Genomic DNA, 17,254 nt, shown 5'->3' on the forward strand with positions numbered 1-17,254 from the left:
CGGCGGCCGTCAGCGGGCGACGCTCAGCGCGCCCGCGTAGGCAGCGCCGCGGGCGGCGGCGAGGCGAACTCGCCGCTGGGGTCGTCGATCAGCGCCGGGTGCGCACGCACGAGGCGGTACATGGCGCCAAGGCCACCGCGGCGCAGCACACCCAGCACCACGTGCGAGGTGATGCGCGAGAAGTCGCGCAGTGGCTTGAAGTGGCTGGGACGGAATTCCTCGTCCGCGTGCACGCTCTTGTAGCGCGATTCGATGGGCACCGAGACACAACGCGTGCCCAGCTGCTGCGCGGCGGAAATCAGGATCTGCGCTTCGAACACGAAGTCCTCGCCGGGCACCTCGGTCAGTGCGGCGACCGCGGCCGGGTACAGGCGCTGCCCGCTCTGGCTGTCGGCCAGCTGATAGCCGGTGCCCCAGGCGATGCCCCAATCGGCGAACTCGTTGGCCAGTCGCCGGTACAGCGGCTGCTGCGAACGCCGGCGCAGGCGCGCTCCGATCACGATGTGGTCCGGGTAGCGGTTGGCCGCGGCCAGCAGGCGCGGGATGTCGCCCGGCGAATGCTGGCCGTCGCCGTCCATGCTGATCACTGCGCGCGCACCCATGCGCAGGGCTTCGGCGAAACCGTCGCGCAGGCTGGCGCCCTTGCCCATGCGCTGCGGATGGCGCAGCACGGTGACGGGCAGGTCGGCGATGCGGTCGGCGGTGCCGTCGTCGGAGCCGTCGTCCACCACCAGCACGCGCGGGCATTCGGCCAGTGCGCCCTCCACGACGTCGCGGATGCGCAACGCTTCGTTGAGCGCGGGAATGACGATCACCAGATCGTGGCGGGACAGCGGCGTGCGCGCCGGACGTGCGTTCGCGTCAGTCACGGACCACCTCCACGATCAGGTCGTGCGCCGGGCCGGCCATCAGCCTGGCTTCGCCTTCGCCACGTGCAAGGACGTCGAACAGCGGCAGCATCGGCGCCATCGCGTTACCCGAGGTGAAGCGCGACAGGGGGCCGTCCGCGTGCGAGGTGGATACGTCGGCCAGGCGCGCCTGCAGGCGTGCCCCCGTGCCGGTACGCGACAGCACCAGCGCGCCGCCGAGCAGGCCTTCGCTGGGCGCGACCCGTGCGATCGCACCGGTGGCCTGTCCGTCGTAGGCGACCAGCAGCACGGACTCGTGGCCTTCGGCGAGCTGCGCGAGGGCGTCGAGCAGGCCCTGGGCGAAACTGGCCGTGTGGGCGCTGATCGCGCTGGCCGGATGCATCGCCCCGGTGCCGATGGTCCAGTAGCCGGCGGCGGCGTTGTGCACGGAGTTGTGGAAGCGCGTGGGCGAGAGCGCGCGCGCGTCCTGCGCCAGCGTCGTGCACATGTAGTCGGTGATGCCGAGCTCGCCGTGCGTGGAGGTGAACACCGAGGGCAGCGACGCCGGATCGCGTCGCGCCGCCTCGCACGCGGCCATGGCCACTTCCAGCGCGATCGCCACCGTTTCCGGTGCGCGACGCCGCTCGTTGGCCGGCAACAGTTGCGGCGACGGGCGCGCCGGCGCTTCGTCCGGACGGGTGCCGGTGAGCGCGTACTCACGCGCCAGCGCCCACGTTGGCAACCCGCGTGTCCAGAACCCGATGCCTTCGACCCGCGCCTTCAGATTCATGCGCGACCAAATACCAGCGAGCAGTTGTTGCCGCCGAAGCCGAAGGAGTTGTTCATCGCATAGCGGATGTCGGCCCGTTGCGGGGCGAAACGGATCTGCGGACCGCAGGCCGGATCGGGCGTCTGGCTGTTGAGCGTCCCCGGCAGTTCGCCATGTTCCAGCGCGATCAGCGCGATCAGCGACTCGACGATGCCCGCCGCGCCCAGCGTATGGCCGGTCCAGCCCTTGGTCGAACTGGCGTGCAGCGTGTCGGGGAACAGGGTCGCCACCGCCGCGGCTTCGATGGAATCGTTGGCCGGCGTGGCGGTGCCGTGCAGGTTGAGATAACCGATGTCGGCGGCATCGACGCCGGCGCGCGCGAGGGCGTCGCGCATCGCCATCAGCGCACCCAGGCCTTCGGGGTGCGGCGAGGACATGTGGTGCGCGTCGCTGGATTCGCCGTAGCCACGCAGCTGCAGCCCGGTGTCGCCGTCGCGTGCGCGTTCCAGCAGCGCGAACCCACCGGCCTCGCCCAGCGACAGCCCGGTGCGGTCCGCGTCGAACGGACGACACGGTTCGCTGGCCACCAGCTGCAATGAGTTGAAACCGAACAGCACGCTGCCGCAGAGCGTGTCCACGCCGCCGACCAGCGCCGCATCGGCCAGGCCGGCCGAGATCAGTCGTGCCGCCTGCGCGAACACCTTCGCGCTGGACGAGCAGGCCGTGGCCACGGTGATGCAGGGGCCGCGCAGACCGGCGGCGCGCTGCACGAATTCGCCCAGCGCGTGCGGGGTGTGTACCTGCAACCGGGCGAGATCGTCCGGGAAGCGGCCTTCGTCAAGGCGTGCGTACGCCTCCTCGGTACTGCCGATGCTCGAAGTGGACGTGCCCACGACCACGGCAATGCGATCGGCGCCGTGGCGCGCGATGGCCTCTTCGATGGCCTCGCGCATGCCGTCCTGGCCCAGCGCGAGCCAGGCGAGGCGATGGTTGCGCGAATCCCACGGCGACAGCGCCGGGGGCAGCTCCACCGATTCGAGCCCGTCGACGCGACCGATCCAGCACTCCAGCCGATCGCGCCCGAAGTCGTTGCGACGCAGGCCGCTGCGACCCTCACGCAGGGCGTTTGCCAGGGCCGTGCGGCCCGGGCCGACGGCACTGGTGGCGGTGCACGCGCGGATCGCCAGGGGCGTCATCGGCACGGCGGTGGACGGACGAAGCGTGGACGTCACGCAGGACTCTCATTCGACATACGTCGAAGTATAGCCAGCGCCTGCCGCCGCAGCCTGGCGGAGCCCGGGTCCGGGGGCGTTGTTCAGGGCCGGTGCGGCGTTCACGGTGCGTGAACGCCGCCATTCAGGCTCAGCGCTTGCGCTGGGCGGGAATGAACACCTCGCGTACCGCCTTGGCCAGCAGGTCCGGCGGCAGCAGGCCCTGGTCGAGCAGGAAGTTGTTGAACGCGAGGCGGTCGAACTTGTCGCCCAGCGCCAGTTCGGTCTCCATGCGCAACTCGAGGATGCGGCTGTAGCCGTAGAAATAGCTGCCCGCCTGGCCCGGCGAGTTGAACGTGTAGCGGTCCAGCTCCTGCTTGGTCATGGCCTCCGACAGACCGACCTTCTCGCGCAGGATGCGACCGGCTTCCTCGCGGTCGATCATGCCCAGGTTGAGCATCGGGTCGAGCATCGCGCGCGCCGCACGCATCAGGCGGAACTGCAGCGCGATCAGCTGTCCGTCGAGCGGCTCGTACGGAACCATCTCGGCTTCGGCGTACAGCGCCCAGCCTTCGACGTTGACCGAGTTGAACGCGAACATCGTGCGTGCCAGCGAGATGCCGCGCTCGACCATCGCGGTGAACTGCAACTCGTGGCCCGGACGGCCTTCGTGCGCCGACAGCGTCCAGCGCACCGCGTCGAAGTTGAAGTCGTCGTAGGCCAGCGCCTTGCCCTCCGTCGTGGGCACCGACACCGGCAGCACGAACTGGCCCTGCTGTCCGGTGTTGCCGATCAGCGGCGCCGGCAGGAAATGCGGCGCGGGCTGCGCGGCCGATTCGGCTTCGCTGCCCAGGCGCATCACCATCGGGCGGTTCGGCACGTCGACGATGCGCTCCTTGCGGATGATCGGATCGATCGCGTCGATGACCGTGCGATAGCGCGCCTCGAGCTGGTCGTTGGGCATGTTGTCGCGCTTGAGCGCCTGGATCACCGCGACGTAGTCGGTCGGGTCGTCGACCTTCAGGCCGCGTTCCTTCGCCACCAGCGGCGCCAGCTGGCGCATCGCCGCGCGCGTCTCCATGAACTCCACCTGCGCGCGACGGATCAGCAACTGCGGATCGATGTCGATGCCGAACTGCTTGAGCTGGTTGGCATACAGCTCGGCCGGCAGCTTCGTGTCGGTACGGGCTTCCGGCAGCACCGTGGTGCGCGCCCAGTTGCCGTAGTCCTTCAGCTGCGTTTCCATCGCCGCGAGTGCAGCATCGGCGCCTTCGACCTTGTACTTGGCGAACAGCTTGCGGATGCCGTCGATGTAGGTGTCGACGTTGCCCAGCGCCTGCTCGACCTCCAGCTTCGTCGGACGCAGCAGCGCCTTGTCGCCGGCGCGTTCGCTGTAGCGGGCCTTGGCCAGCTCGGTGATCGGCGTGGTTTCCTTGCCCTGGCCGACGTAGTTCTTCAGGCGCTCCAGCGCACGCGCGCGACGCTCCGGCGGCGTCTGGTCGGACAGCAGGCCCTGCAGGCCGCTGAAGACCGTCTGCGGCACGTCGGTCCACGGCAGCGTCAGGCGTTCGTTGAGCTCGCTGGTGTGGATGTTCTCGTCGGCGGCGCGGATCATGATTTCCAGATCCTGGCGCACGTTCGGGTCGCGCTCGGTGGCGAGCTTGGCCTTGAGCTGGTCGCGCGCCTTCGCCGTGGCGGCGCGGAAGCGCGCGGACACGTCGGGCTTGAGGTCGGCGACGCGGTCGTCGTAACCGGGCACGCCGAAGAACGACATCTGCTCGGGCGCGAACTCGGCCTGCGCCTTCAGCAGGATCTGTGCGTACTCGTTGCTCTGCGTCACCCACGCCGGCGAAGGCCTGGGCGCGGCGGCGGTGGGCTTGGCGGCCTTGCCGGTCTGGGCCAACACGGGCGCGCCCGCGACGAGGGTGAGGGCGATGGCGATGGCGAGGGTCAGCGGCTTGATCATGGCTCGGCGCGGGGTGGGTGTGCCGGCGAGCATGACGGCTTGGAGAGCGCTGCACCATGCCCCGAAGGTCACTGGACCGATGCGGCATCGCCGATGCGGTCGACCTGAAAAACAAGCCCCGGGCGCGCTTTCGCACACCCGGGGCGAGGTTCGGATCGTTGGTGCGGTTCGAGCTTACGGCGTCGGTTGCAGGCAACGGTTGAAGAAGTCTTCGGTCAGGCGCAGGCGGTGCAGGTTGTCCGCGCCCTTGAGGCCGTGCTTCGCGCCGGGATAGGTCATCAGTTCGAACGGCTGGCCACGCTTCTGAAGCGCGCTCATCAGCGCGGTGGAATTGGTGAACAACACGTTGTCGTCGGCCATGCCGTGGATCAGCAGAAGCTTCGACTTCAGGCCGTCGATGTGCTCCAGCACGCGTGCTTCACGGTAGCCCTCGACATTTGCCTTCGGCAGGCCCATGTAGCGCTCGGTGTAGTGCGTGTCGTACAGGCCCCAGTCGGTGACCGGTGCGCCGGCGACGCCGCAGGTGTACTGGTCGGAGGCCTTGGCCAGCAGCATCAGCGTCATGTAGCCGCCGTTCGACCAGCCGTACACGCCGATGCGCTTGCCATCGACCCACGGCTGCGACTTCAGCCACTCCACGCCCTTGAGCTGGTCGGCCACTTCCACCGTGCCCTGCTTTCCATACAGCGCGCCGCCGAAGGCCGCGCCGCGGCGCGGCGTGCCGCGGTTGTCGATGGAGAACACGACGTAGCCGTGCTGGGCCAGGTACTGGTTGAAGTCCGGCGCCCACGCACGCTTGACGGTCTGCGAAGCCGGGCCGCCGTACACCATCACCACCACCGGATAACGCTTCTTCGCGTCGAAGTCCGCCGGCTTGAGCACGCTGTAATGCAGCGTGGTCGCGCCGTCTGCGGCCTTCAGCGTGCCGAACTCGATCGGACGCTGCGCACCGGCGAACTTCGCGTACGGATGCTGCGGATCGGACAGCGAGTTCTCCAGCAGCGCGGCGATGCGCGTGCCGTCGTTGCGGAACAGTTCCAGCTGCGGCGGCGTGGTCGGGCTGGACCAGTTGTCGACGTAGACGCTGGCGTTCTTCGCGAAGCTGGCGCTGTGCGTGCCATCGGCCTTGGACAGGCGTTCGATCGCGCCGCCCGCGAGCGGAACGCGGTACACCTGCGTGTCCAGCGGCGAATCCTTGCCGGCGGCGAAATAGACCTGGCCGGCCGCTTCATCGACCGCGAGCACGCCGTCCACCGGCCATGTGCCGGACGTCAGCGCCGTGGCCTTCGCGCCGTCCTCGGACAGCACGTACAGGTGCTCGTAGCCGCTGCGTTCGCTGTTCCACAGGATGCGGCCGTCCTGGAGGAAGCGCAGGTCGTTGTGCAACGGCACCCAGGTGGTGCTGGTCTCCGTCTGCAGCACGCGCTGGCGACCGTTGGCGAGCGTGGCTTCGACCAGCTCCAGACGGTGCTGGTCGCGCGACTGGCGCTGGAAGGTCAGGCGCTGCGGGTCGCGCCAGTCCACGCGGGCGAGGTAGATGTCCGGGTCCTTGCCCAGGTCGACCCACGTCGGCGTGGCATCCGCCTTCGGTGCGATCACGCCCAGCTTCACCAGCACGTTGCGGTCGCCGGCCGCCGGATAGCGCTGCTCGACGACTTCCGTGCGGTCCGGGTAGACCTCGTAGCGCTTCTGCACCGGAACCGGCGTTTCGTCGATGCGCGCGAAGGCGATGGCCGAATCGTCCGGCGCCCACCAGTAACCGGTGTGGCGGTCCATTTCCTCGTCGGCGACGAACTCGGCGACACCGTTTCCGATCGTCGCACTGCCGTCGCGGGTCAGCTGGACCTGCCGGCCACTGGCCAGGTCGATCGCCCACAGGTTGCGATCGCGCACGAAGCTGACGAAACCGCCCTTGGGCGAGATCTTCGGATCGGTCGCGAAGCCTTCGCCGTTGGTCAGCTTGCGCACCGCGGCCTTGCCGGTCTTCGACAGGTCGTACAGGTACAGCTCACCGCCCAGCGGGAACAGCAGCGAGCGGCCGTCCGGCGCCCACTGGTAGTCGACGATGCCGCTGAGCGCGGCGATGCGCTGACGTTCGCGGCGTGCCTTCTCGGCATCGCTGAGCACTTCGTCGCCCGGCAGGATGTCGTCGGCGTCCACCAGCTTCGCGGTCCGTCCGGTGGCGATGTCGTAGGCCCACAGGTCCAGGCCGTTCTTGTTGGTGTCCTTGCCGCGCAGGAAGGTGACGCGGCCGCCGTCGGGCGCGACCTTCGCCTTCATCAGGCTGGGGCCGGACAGCGGCGCGTCGCCGGCCAGCGCTTCGAGCGTCAGCTTGAGCGGTGCATCGGCCGGCGCGGGTTTCTGCGCGAGGGCGGGAACGGTGGCGATCGACATGGCGAGCAGACAGGCGGCGAAACCGCGGACGGTGGTGTTTTTCATGCAGTGGTGTTGGGTGGCGTTCCGAAGAGGATCTTGTGCATTTCCGGCGTCATCTCGCGCTTGCCGTACTTCTCGGCGATGGCATACGCGCGCTTGACGGCCGGGCGTTGCGCGATGGACTCGTGCCAGCGGCGCAGGTTGGCGAAGGGTGTCAGGTCCAGCGGTGCCTTGGTATAGGGATTGATCCAGGGATGCGCGGCCATGTCGGCGATGGAGAATATTTCCGCGGCGATGAACTCGCGGCCTTCCAGGCGCCGGTCGAGCACGCCCAGCAGGCGCAGCGCCTCGCGCTGGTAGCGGTCCTTGGCGTAGGGAAGGTCTTCCGGCGCGTACACGTGGAAGTGGCCGTACTGACCCGTCATCGGGCCCAGTCCACCCATCTGCCAGTGCAGCCATTGGCTGACTTCGGTGCGGCCGCGCGTGTCGGCCGGCACGAAGCGGCCGGTCTTATTGGCCAGATACGCCAGGATGGCGCCCGACTCGAACACGCTGATCGGCGCGCCGCCATCGTCAGGCGCGCGGTCGACGATCGCGGGCATCTTGTTGTTGGGGGAAATCGCGAGGTATTCCGGCTTGAACTGGTCACCCGCACCGATGTCGACCGGATGGATCGCGTATTCCAGCCCCGCTTCCTCGAGGAAGATCGTGATCTTGTGGCCGTTGGGCGTTGGCCAGTAGTGCAGGTCGATCATGGGTGGAACTCCGGCGGGTGTGGGGGCGCCCAGTGTAAGGGCAGGTCCCGTGCCGTCGCGGGCGCGCACCGCAACGCAGATTTCCGGGACGAAACCCGGCCTGCCTTGGCGCGGTCATGCACGCGCCGCTACCCTAGCCCGCCCTTTTCGGCTCCGAGCCCTTTTCGCATGTCCGAGACCCGCCAGACCCCGCTGAATCCGCTGCCTGCCCTGATTTTTTCTTCGCGCTGGCTGCAGTTGCCCCTGTACCTGGGCCTGATCGCCGCCCAGGGCGTGTACGTGGTGCTGTTCATCAAGGAGCTCTGGCACCTGATGATGCACGCCACGGAATGGACCGAGCAGCAGATCATGCTGATGGTGCTGGGCCTGATCGACGTGGTGATGATCTCCAACCTGCTGGTGATGGTGATCGTCGGCGGTTACGAGACCTTCGTCTCGCGCCTGCGCCTGGAGGGCCATCCGGACCAGCCGGAGTGGCTGAGCCACGTCAACGCCAGCGTGCTGAAGGTGAAACTGGCGATGGCGATCATCGGCATCTCCTCGATCCACCTGCTCAAGACGTTCATCGCCATCGGCAACCTGGGCGCGCCGGGCGCCACGTACACCACCGACGGCGTGATGTGGCAGACGATCATCCACTGCGTGTTCATCCTGTCGGCCATCGGCATCGCCTACACCGACCGCGTCATGGCACTGGCTTCGGCCAAGCCGCACAAGAACGGTCACTGAGGCGCACGCTCAGGGCGCGGCGGGCCGACCCGGTCCCCGCGCCATGATCGACCGGCGCAGCGCGGCCGGTCGCCCGTCCTCGAACTCGAGCGCGCCGTCCGCGGTGTCGATCGCCAGCGCGCGGTATGCCGCATCCAGCGGCGGGAACGTGCGGGAATCGGCGTAGCGTTCGTACAGGGTGGAGAACACCCGGCTGCGCGAGAGTTCGTCCAGCGATGCCAGGAAGGTTCGCGGCGGCACCTCGCCCACGCCGCGCAGGCAGCAGGCCGAATACCGCGCGAGCACCTCGTCCAGGCTGGTGTCGTGGTCGCGACGCAGGGCGATGTCGGCTTCCAGCCAGAACGCCGCGCCGGCCCAGTACACGCGCATCGTGCCGCGGTGGCGGCGCGCCAGCTCGGTCAGCGGCACGCCGCTGTCCTCGCGGCGTCCGCGACCAAAACCGGCATCCAGCAGGCGCCAGGCCTGCTCGGGCGTGAGCATTCCCGCGCGGGCGCGCAGCACGTTCTGGTAGTAGCTGGCCAGCCCTTCGGCGAGCCAGCGGCCGTCGTCGCCCAGGTAGGGATGGAACAGGTGCGAGAGCTCGTGGACCGCGGTCCAGTCGGCGCGCAGTTCCTCCACGCTCGCGTCCCGGCGCACGTACAGCAGCACCGCCGCGTCGCCGCGTCGTCGCGTCTGGCCCCAGGGCACCGGGCTTTCGTCGTCGCTGTCGATCTGCATGATCCGCACGCGCGCGCTGGGCAGGGGATAGCGGCCAAACGCCGTCAGCGTCGCCCGCGCCACGTCGGCCAGCCAGTCCTGCAGGTCTTTCCGGCGCTGCGGGTCGTCCACCTCGACCACGCTCACACGCAGCTCGCTGTCGCCGGCCCGCAGGACGCGCTCCGCGTCCGGGACCTCCTGCGCCCACGCGGACGCCATCGCCGCCGCGAGCAGCGCGCCACACAGCCATCGGCACCTCGTCGCGATCATGCGCATTCAGCCCGAAGCCTCGCCGCGGTCCGGAGCAGGTCCTGAGACGGTCGCCGCTACAATAACCGCATGGATGTCTCCCACCTGCTCGACGCGCTGAATCCAGCGCAGCGCGAGGCCGTCAGCGCCCCGCCCGGTCATTACCTCGTCCTCGCTGGCGCCGGCTCCGGCAAGACGCGCGTGCTTACGCACCGCATCGCCTGGCTGAACGAGGTCCACGGCGTGCCCACCCACGGCATCCTCGCGGTGACCTTCACCAACAAGGCCGCCGGCGAGATGCGCGCACGCGTGGACGGTCAGCTGCGCCACGGCGCGCGCGGCATGTGGATCGGCACCTTCCACGGCCTGGCCCACCGCCTGCTGCGCCTGCACTGGCAGGAGGCGAAGCTGCCGGAGGGTTTCCAGGTCCTCGATTCGGACGACCAACTGCGTCTGGTCAAGCGCGTCGTGCAGTCGCTGGAGCTGGACGAGGCGCGCTTTCCGCCGCGCCAGATCGCGTGGTGGATCAACGCGCAAAAGGACGAGGGCCGACGGCCGCACAACATCCAGTCCGGCAGCAACGACCCCTGGGCCGACGTGATGCTCAAGTCGTACGAGGCCTACCAGGAGCGCTGCGAACGCGCCGGTCTGGTGGATTTCGCCGAACTGCTGTTGCGCGCGCACGAGCTGCTGCGCGACAACCCGGCGCTGCTGGCGCATTACCGCCACCGTTTCCGCGAAATCCTGGTCGACGAGTTCCAGGACACCAACGCCATCCAGTACGCCTTCGTGCGCGTGCTGGCCGGCGACACTGGCCACGTGTTCGTCGTCGGCGATGACGACCAGTCGATCTACGGCTGGCGCGGCGCCAAGGTCGAAAACATGCAGCGCTTCCTCAAGGATTTCCCGGACACGCGCACCATCCGTCTGGAACAGAACTACCGTTCCAGCGCCAACATCCTGGAAGCAGCCAACGCGGTCATCGCGCACAACCCGGACCGGCTGGGCAAGAACCTGTGGACCGACAGCGGCACGGGCGAGCCGATCGACCTGTATGCCGCCTACAACGAAATGGACGAGGCGCGCTTCGTCGTGGAACGCCTGCGAGCGTGGGTGCGCGATGGCGGCAGCTACGGCGAGGTCGCCGTGCTCTATCGCAGCAACGCGCAATCGCGCGCCTTCGAAGAGGCGTTGCTGGCCGAGCAGGTGCCGTACCGCGTGTACGGCGGGCTGCGCTTCTTCGAGCGCGCGGAAATCAAGGACACGCTGGCCTATCTGCGCCTGATCGCCTCGCGCCTGGACGACGCGGCCTTCGAGCGTGCGGTCAACACGCCGACGCGCGGCATCGGCGAGCGCACGCTGGATGAGGTGCGTCGTCGCGCGCGGGCCGATGGCGTCTCCCTGTGGGAAGCCGCGCGACGCGTGGTCGGCGAGAACGGCCTGGCAGCGCGTTCGCGCAATGCCGTGGCCGGCTTCCTCGCGCTGATCGACGACGTCGACAACGAAGTGGCTTCGATGACGCTGCCGGAGAAGATCGACCACGCGCTGATCCGTTCCGGCCTGCGCGACCACTACTTCAACGAATCGCGCGGACAGCTGGATTCGCGCGTGGACAACCTGGACGAACTCGTCTCGGTGGCGTCGCGCTTCAACCGCACCGACGAGGAAGACGCAGCGGCGATGCCCGAACTGGTCGCCTTCCTCAGCTACGCCGCGCTGGAAGCGGGCGAGGGGCAGGTCCAGTCGGGCGAGGAAGGCGTGCAGCTGATGACGCTGCACAGCGCCAAGGGACTGGAGTTTCCGCTGGTGTTCCTCGGCGGCATGGAGGAGGGCGTGTTCCCCAGTGGGCGCTCGACCGAAGAATCCGGGCGGCTGGAGGAGGAACGTCGCCTGGCCTACGTCGGCATCACGCGGGCGCGCCAGAAGCTGATACTCAGTTACGCCGAGACGCGCCGCATCCACGGCGCCGACATGTACGGCGTGCCCTCACGCTTCCTGCGCGAGATTCCCGCCGCGCTGCTGCACGAAGTCCGGCCGAAGGTGCAGGTATCGCGTCCCTACAGTGGCGGTGTGCAACGACGCACGCTCGACCGTGGCCATGCGGCGATCGAAGCACCGGCGGTGCGGCTGGGATCGCAGGTCCGCCATGCCTCGTTCGGACTGGGCACGGTGACCGACTACGAAGGCAGCGGCGCGCATGCGCGCGTGCAGGTGAACTTCGACGACGCCGGCAGCAAATGGCTGGTGTTGGCCTACGCCAACCTCCAGCCCGCCTGAGCCTATTCGCGCAGGCGAGGTGCCTCGTCCAGCGTGCCGTCGGGTAGCAATGCGACGCAGCGCTTGCGCGCGCGGTCGTACAGCACCGGCACGGGGTCCTGGAACATCGGTCGTCTCACGAACTCGAGTGTCCACTGGAAATGCTCGAGTTCCTCCAGCGTCCGCCGCTGTGCGTCGGTAAGTCCTTTGCGCAATTCGGCGGTATCGCGCATGGGCGCGGGTTTGCGTCTTTCTCGACCGGACACTCCGTTTCCTCTTTCGTCACGATGGTGGCACTCGCGGACGGCGCGGCGTTTCTATAACGGCAAGGCGCATGTGGACTTGAGCGCCGCATCGCCGATCCCCGAGCGGAGTCACGAGGCTACGAAGCGCGCTTACAGCGCGTCGTGAAAGACCACCCCCAAAGTGTGACGTCGACCTGAACGAATTCGGCTGACACCGTGGCGCAGGTTCACGCGGTACACACCGCGCGTACCCTGCACGGGCCGATGGTGCACTGCGAACACGACGGCATCGCCCTGGCGCAGCGGTACGACTTCCGCGCGGGACTGCATGCGCGGCCGCTGTTCGGTCAGAACGAATTCGCCTCCCTCGAAATCGCGCCCCGGTTGCGACAACAGCACCGCCATCTGCAGCGGAAACACGTGTTCTCCGTACAGGTCCTGGTGCAGGCAGTTGTAGTCGCCGGCGTCGTAGCGCAGCAGCAGCGGCGTTGGCCGCGTCTGGCCCGCCTCGTGGCAACGCGCGATGAACCCGGCATGCGTGTCGGGATGGCGCGTGGCGATGCCCATCGCGGCATTCCAGCGGTCGGCGATGGGCGCCAGGTGCGGGTAGACGCACGAGCGCAGCAGCGCCACGGGAGCAGGCAGGGGGTGATCGAAGTACCGGTACTCGCCGCGGCCGAACCCGTGGCGCGCCATCACCACGCGACTGCGGAATCCGTCGCGCTGATCGTAGAGCGCCGCCAGCGCCCGGCATTCCTCCGGATCCAGCAGGCCGGGAAGCTGCGCGCAGCCGTGCGCATCCAGATCGCGCGCGACACCGAGCCAGTCGATCCAAGCAATGCGTTGCGCGAGCGCTTCCAGTGACGATCGCAATACCGCGTTCATCCGCGGGCCTCGCGTGCCAGCAGTTCGCGCTTGCGCGCCACGCCCCACCGATAGCCGGACAACGCGCCGCCGCCGGCGATCACGCGGTGGCACGGCACCGCGACGGCAAGCACGTTGGCCGCGCAGGCGGCCGCGACCGCACGCGCACGACCGGGACGTCCCAGCGCACGGGCGAGCGCGCCATAGCTGACGGTCTGGCCCGGCGGAATCGTGCGCAGGTGCTCCCAGACCTCGCGCTGGAACGGCGTGCCGCGCAGGTCCAATGGGCGGGTCAGGCACCGGTGCGGCGATTCAATGCAATCGATCACTTCGGCCAATGTCTCGTGCACGCCACCCGTATCGATGGCCAGGCGCGATTCGCGTGCGCTTTGCTGCAGCGCCTGCGCCAGGCGTCCGTCGTCGTCGCCAAACAGGATCGCGCGGATCCCGGCATCGCCTTCGGCCACCAGTACGCGCCCGAGCGAGCTGTCGCCGATGGCGAAGCGCAGGCTCGGCCCGTTGGCGAAGTGGTCAGGCCGGCAACGCAGGCAGGCACGGAAGCCTGCACACTCGGCCTGTGCCGGCGACGCGTGGAAGCATACGTTCCGTAACAGGGGCCTGCGTGAGGCGCACGAAGGCCGGCAGTAGACACCGGTGGTGGCGACGGAATAGACGAAGCGTCCATCCGCGGCGGCATTGCGCGCCTGCACGTCGGCCCAGCGCGGATCGGTTTCGGTGGGGGTATCGGACCAGCGGTTCATCGCGTTCGCTCCGTGGGGAACGCGATCGACTCTAGGCGCGCGAATGCGCCGTCGATATCCGGATCGTGCGGCGCGTATGCGGCGCCGCGCGCGTCACCAGGTCAGCAGCTTGTACTGCACCGGCGTGATCGGACCCTCGCCCTTGGAGCTGTCCAGGATGCCGTCGGCATCCTTGTCGACGAGGTAGTACACGGGCCCGCGCGCCGGCGTGATCTTGACCACGCGCAGCTGGCCGGCCACGTAGTACTCATCGATGGTGTCCCCGCCGCTGACCGTGTGCGAACGTACTTCGGGGTTGGTCAGTCCGGCCGTTGGATCGCCGTTGTCCATCGTCGCGCAGCCGGCCAGGAACATCGGAAGCAGGGCGGTCATCAGCGGACGCATGGCGGTCTCCAGGCCGAAGGTTTGAGGGGAATCCTGCGGACAGCATACGCGTCCGGCACGCGTGGGCGGGTGACGGCCGGCGCGGAACGGCAGCGTAGAATCCCGTCATGCCGACCTCCGACACGCCCAACGCACCGCGCCGCCTCGTCCTGATCGACGGCTCCAGTTACCTCTACCGCGCCTTCCACGCGCTGCCGCCCCTGACCAACGACGCCGGCGAACCCACCGGTGCGCTCTTCGGCGTGGTGAACATGCTGCGCGCGACGCTGAAGGAGCAGCCGGAATTCGTGGCCTTCGTGGTGGACGCCCCCGGCAAGACCTTCCGCGACGACCTCTATCCGGAGTACAAGGCCAACCGCGCCGCGATGCCCGACGACCTGCGCGCGCAGGTGCTGCCGATGTGCGAGATCGTGGAAGCGCTGGGCATCACCATCCTGCGCGTGGACGGCGTGGAGGCCGACGACGTCATCGGCACGCTGGCGGTGAACGCGGCCAAGGACGGCATCGACGTCACCATCTCCACCGGCGACAAGGATTTCGCCCAGCTGGTGCGCCCCGGCATCGTGCTGGTGAACACGATGAGCGGCAGCCGTCTGGATTCGGACGCCAGCGTGATGGACAAGTTCGGCGTGCGCGCGGACCAGATCGTCGATCTCCTGTCGCTGATGGGCGACAGCGTCGACAACATTCCCGGCGTGGAGAAGTGCGGCCCAAAAACCGCGGCGAAGTGGCTGGCCGAGTACGGCACGCTTGAGAACGTCATCGCGCATGCGGACGACATCAAGGGCAAGATCGGCGAGAACCTGCGCGCCGCACTGCCGCGGCTGCCGCTCAACCGCACGCTGACGACCATCAAGACCGATGTCGAGCTGGACCGCGAGCCCACGGCGCTGGTGCTGCGCGAACGTCACGTCGACGACCTGCGCGGTCTGTACGCGCGGTATGGCTTCAAGCAGGCACTGCGCGAGCTCGAAGGCCCGGGCGCGGTGGTCGAGGATCACGCCAACAGCCCCACTGGTCTGCGCAACACTGCGGCCGGCCACGCCCGCACCGGTGCGCCGGCCGAGGCGGTCGATCCGTCGCTGTCGGCGAAGGGCCAGTACGAGACGGTCCTGACGCTGGAACAGTTCGACGCATGGCTCGCGCGGCTGCGCGATTCAGGGGAATTCGCGTTCGACACCGAAACCGATTCGCTCGATCCCATGCAGGCCAGCCTGGTCGGACTGAGCTTCGCGGTCGAGGAGGGGCACGCAGCATACCTGCCGCTCGCGCACGACTATCCGGGCGCGCCGAAGCAGCTGGACCGCACGGAAGTGCTCGCGGCGCTGGCGCCGCTGTTCGCCGATCCTGCGCGCAGGAAGGCGGGGCATCACGGCAAGTACGACCTGCATGTGCTGCGTCGCAATGGCATCGAAGTGCGCAACTACGCCGACGACACGATGCTGGAAAGCTTCGTGTACAACGCCACCGCGACGCGCCACGACATGGACTCGCTGGCCAAGCGCTACCTGGGCTACGACACCGTCCGCTACGAGGACGTGGCCGGCAAGGGCGCCAAGTCGATTCCGTTCTCGCAGGTCTCGATCGAGGACGCCACGCGTTACGCGGCCGAGGACGCCGACATCACCCTGCGCCTGCATCGCGTGCTGTCGCCGAAAGTGGAAGCCGTGCCCGGGCTGTCGCACGTGTACCGCGAGATCGAAATGCCGCTGGTCCCGGTGCTCGAGCGCATCGAAGCCAACGGCGTGCGCGTGGACGCGGACGAGCTGCGTCGCCAGTCGGCCGACCTGGGCAAGCGCATGCTGGCCGCGCAGCAGAAGGCGACCGAGCTGGCGGGCCGCACCTTCAACCTGGATTCGCCCAAGCAGCTGGGCCAGTTGCTGTTCGACGAACTCAAGCTGCCGGCGCTGGTGAAGACGCCCTCCGGCGCGCCATCGACCAACGAAGAAGCGCTGGAAGCCATCGCCGAACACCACGAACTGCCGCGCGTGATCCTCGAGTACCGCGGCCTGGCCAAGCTGCGCAGCACCTACACCGACAAGCTGCCGGAGATGGTCAACCGCGACACGGGGCGCGTGCACACCAGTTACCACCAGGCAGGTGCGGCCACCGGGCGCCTGGCCTCCAGCGATCCGAACCTGCAGAACATCCCCATCCGCACCGACGACGGTCGCCGCATCCGGCAGGCGTTCGTGGCGCCGGAAGGGCGCCGCATCGTTGCGTGCGACTACTCGCAGATCGAGCTGCGCATCATGGCGCACCTGTCGCAGGACCCGGGCCTGCTGCGCGCGTTCGAGTCGGGCGCCGACATCCACCGCGCGACCGCGGCGGAAGTGTTCGGCAAGTCGATGGACGAGGTCAGCGGCAACGAACGCCGCGCCGCCAAGGCGATCAACTTCGGACTGATGTACGGCATGGGCGCGTTCGGCCTGGCGCGGCAGCTGGGCATTGCGCGCGGCGAGGCGCAGGACTACATCGGGCTGTACTTCAGCCGCTACCCTGGCGTGCGCGATTTCATGGAGCGAACGCGCCAGCAGGCGCGCGAGCAGGGCTACGTCGAGACGGTGTTCGGTCGGCGCCTGTACCTGGACAACATCCACGCCCGAAACGCCGGCCTGCGCGCCGGCGCCGAACGTGCCGCGATCAATGCGCCCATGCAGGGTACGGCGGCCGATATCATCAAGCGGGCGATGATCTCGATCGACGCCTGGCTGGCCGACCATGCCGACCGGGCGCTGATGGTCCTGCAGGTGCACGACGAACTGGTGTTCGAGGTGGAGACAGGGTTCGTGGATACCCTGGTGGACGGGGCCCGCGAGCGCATGTCCGCCGCCGCCGGCCTGAGGGTTCCGCTGGTGGTGGACGCTGGAGTGGGCGCAAACTGGGACGAGGCCCACTGACCGTTCGTCGGGAGTCCCCTCGGACCGGGGCCGGACCGTGGGTTCGCGATTCAAATCTGAACGGGAATCCCGGGGGAAAACGGTTTCTCGGAATGAATCCGAACTGAATCCAACAAATTGTTAACGGGGATCTTCACGAACCATCCATGTGGGGAATGGTCATATAGGTCGCGACAGGTGCAACGCCTGTCGCCGATCTCTCCCTCCCCTGGAGTGATCCCGGAGCGAAGGCCCCTCCCCAGGCC

At 68.4% G+C, this 17,254-nt stretch carries 14 protein-coding genes; 3 read left to right on the plus strand and 11 right to left on the minus strand.

The window, feature by feature from the left end; translation table 11 throughout:
• Positions 1 to 23 precede the first annotated feature (23 nt).
• The 6 genes from QLQ15_RS05175 to QLQ15_RS05200 all read right to left on the minus strand — a co-directional run bounded on the left by QLQ15_RS05175 (position 24) and on the right by QLQ15_RS05200 (position 7,925).
• Complete coding sequence (locus QLQ15_RS05175; protein WP_283211774.1) at positions 24 to 869, minus strand: glycosyltransferase family 2 protein; 846 nt, start codon at positions 867 to 869, stop codon at positions 24 to 26.
• A complete protein-coding gene (locus QLQ15_RS05180; RefSeq protein WP_283211775.1) occupies positions 862 to 1,638 on the minus strand; it encodes a beta-ketoacyl synthase chain length factor in 777 nt (258 codons plus the stop codon). Before QLQ15_RS05180 ends, QLQ15_RS05175 begins: the two co-directional genes overlap by 8 nt.
• Positions 1,635 to 2,813 (minus strand): beta-ketoacyl-[acyl-carrier-protein] synthase family protein, encoded by a 1,179-nt coding sequence (locus QLQ15_RS05185; protein ID WP_283213935.1) that lies wholly within the window; start codon positions 2,811 to 2,813, stop codon positions 1,635 to 1,637. Before QLQ15_RS05185 ends, QLQ15_RS05180 begins: the two co-directional genes overlap by 4 nt.
• Positions 2,814 to 2,979: 166 nt before the next feature.
• Complete coding sequence (locus tag QLQ15_RS05190) at positions 2,980 to 4,791, minus strand: DUF885 domain-containing protein (RefSeq protein WP_283213936.1); 1,812 nt, start codon at positions 4,789 to 4,791, stop codon at positions 2,980 to 2,982.
• Between the two features lie 177 nt (positions 4,792 to 4,968).
• Positions 4,969 to 7,188, minus strand: coding sequence for a S9 family peptidase (locus QLQ15_RS05195; RefSeq protein ID WP_283213937.1), 2,220 nt, complete (start codon positions 7,186 to 7,188; stop codon positions 4,969 to 4,971).
• A 41-nt stretch (positions 7,189 to 7,229) separates the two neighbouring features.
• Complete coding sequence (locus QLQ15_RS05200; RefSeq protein ID WP_283211776.1) at positions 7,230 to 7,925, minus strand: glutathione S-transferase N-terminal domain-containing protein; 696 nt, start codon at positions 7,923 to 7,925, stop codon at positions 7,230 to 7,232.
• Between the two features lie 168 nt (positions 7,926 to 8,093).
• Here QLQ15_RS05200 and QLQ15_RS05205 point away from each other — a divergent pair, with 168 nt between their 5' ends.
• The gene (locus QLQ15_RS05205) at positions 8,094 to 8,654 is read left to right on the plus strand and encodes a TIGR00645 family protein (protein WP_283211777.1); all 561 of its coding nucleotides are present in this window, start codon (positions 8,094 to 8,096) and stop codon (positions 8,652 to 8,654) included.
• 9 nt (positions 8,655 to 8,663) lie between these two features.
• Here QLQ15_RS05205 and QLQ15_RS05210 read toward each other — a convergent pair whose 3' ends face one another.
• Positions 8,664 to 9,620 (minus strand): M61 family metallopeptidase, encoded by a 957-nt coding sequence (locus tag QLQ15_RS05210; protein WP_283211778.1) that lies wholly within the window; start codon positions 9,618 to 9,620, stop codon positions 8,664 to 8,666.
• 69 nt (positions 9,621 to 9,689) lie between these two features.
• On the opposite strand from QLQ15_RS05210, the gene uvrD reads away from it, so the two are divergent.
• Positions 9,690 to 11,876 carry a DNA helicase II gene (gene uvrD, locus QLQ15_RS05215; protein ID WP_283211779.1) on the plus strand — a complete coding sequence of 729 codons (2,187 nt, stop codon included), beginning with the start codon at positions 9,690 to 9,692 and terminating at the stop codon, positions 11,874 to 11,876.
• A gap of 2 nt (positions 11,877 to 11,878) precedes the next feature.
• Here the strand turns inward: uvrD and QLQ15_RS05220 are convergent, their stop codons facing one another.
• The 4 genes from QLQ15_RS05220 to QLQ15_RS05235 form a co-directional block, all read right to left on the minus strand.
• Positions 11,879 to 12,088, minus strand: a complete 210-nt coding sequence (locus QLQ15_RS05220) for a hypothetical protein (protein WP_283211780.1) — start codon at positions 12,086 to 12,088, stop codon at positions 11,879 to 11,881.
• Between the two features lie 162 nt (positions 12,089 to 12,250).
• A complete protein-coding gene (locus QLQ15_RS05225) occupies positions 12,251 to 12,985 on the minus strand; it encodes a 2OG-Fe(II) oxygenase (protein ID WP_283211781.1) in 735 nt (244 codons plus the stop codon).
• On the minus strand, positions 12,982 to 13,725 hold the full coding sequence (locus QLQ15_RS05230; RefSeq protein WP_283211782.1) for a methylated-DNA--[protein]-cysteine S-methyltransferase: 744 nt from the start codon (positions 13,723 to 13,725) through the stop codon (positions 12,982 to 12,984). The genes QLQ15_RS05225 and QLQ15_RS05230 overlap by 4 nt, the downstream gene beginning before the upstream one ends.
• Positions 13,726 to 13,818: 93 nt before the next feature.
• On the minus strand, positions 13,819 to 14,109 hold the full coding sequence (locus QLQ15_RS05235; protein WP_283211783.1) for a DUF2782 domain-containing protein: 291 nt from the start codon (positions 14,107 to 14,109) through the stop codon (positions 13,819 to 13,821).
• A 107-nt stretch (positions 14,110 to 14,216) separates the two neighbouring features.
• Here QLQ15_RS05235 and polA point away from each other — a divergent pair, with 107 nt between their 5' ends.
• Positions 14,217 to 17,009 carry a DNA polymerase I gene (gene polA / locus QLQ15_RS05240; protein ID WP_283211784.1) on the plus strand — a complete coding sequence of 931 codons (2,793 nt, stop codon included), beginning with the start codon at positions 14,217 to 14,219 and terminating at the stop codon, positions 17,007 to 17,009.
• The last annotated feature ends 245 nt before the right edge of the window (positions 17,010 to 17,254 follow it).

Source organism: Lysobacter stagni, from assembly GCF_030053425.1.
In the GTDB taxonomy this organism is placed as follows: domain Bacteria; phylum Pseudomonadota; class Gammaproteobacteria; order Xanthomonadales; family Xanthomonadaceae; genus Lysobacter_J; species Lysobacter_J stagni.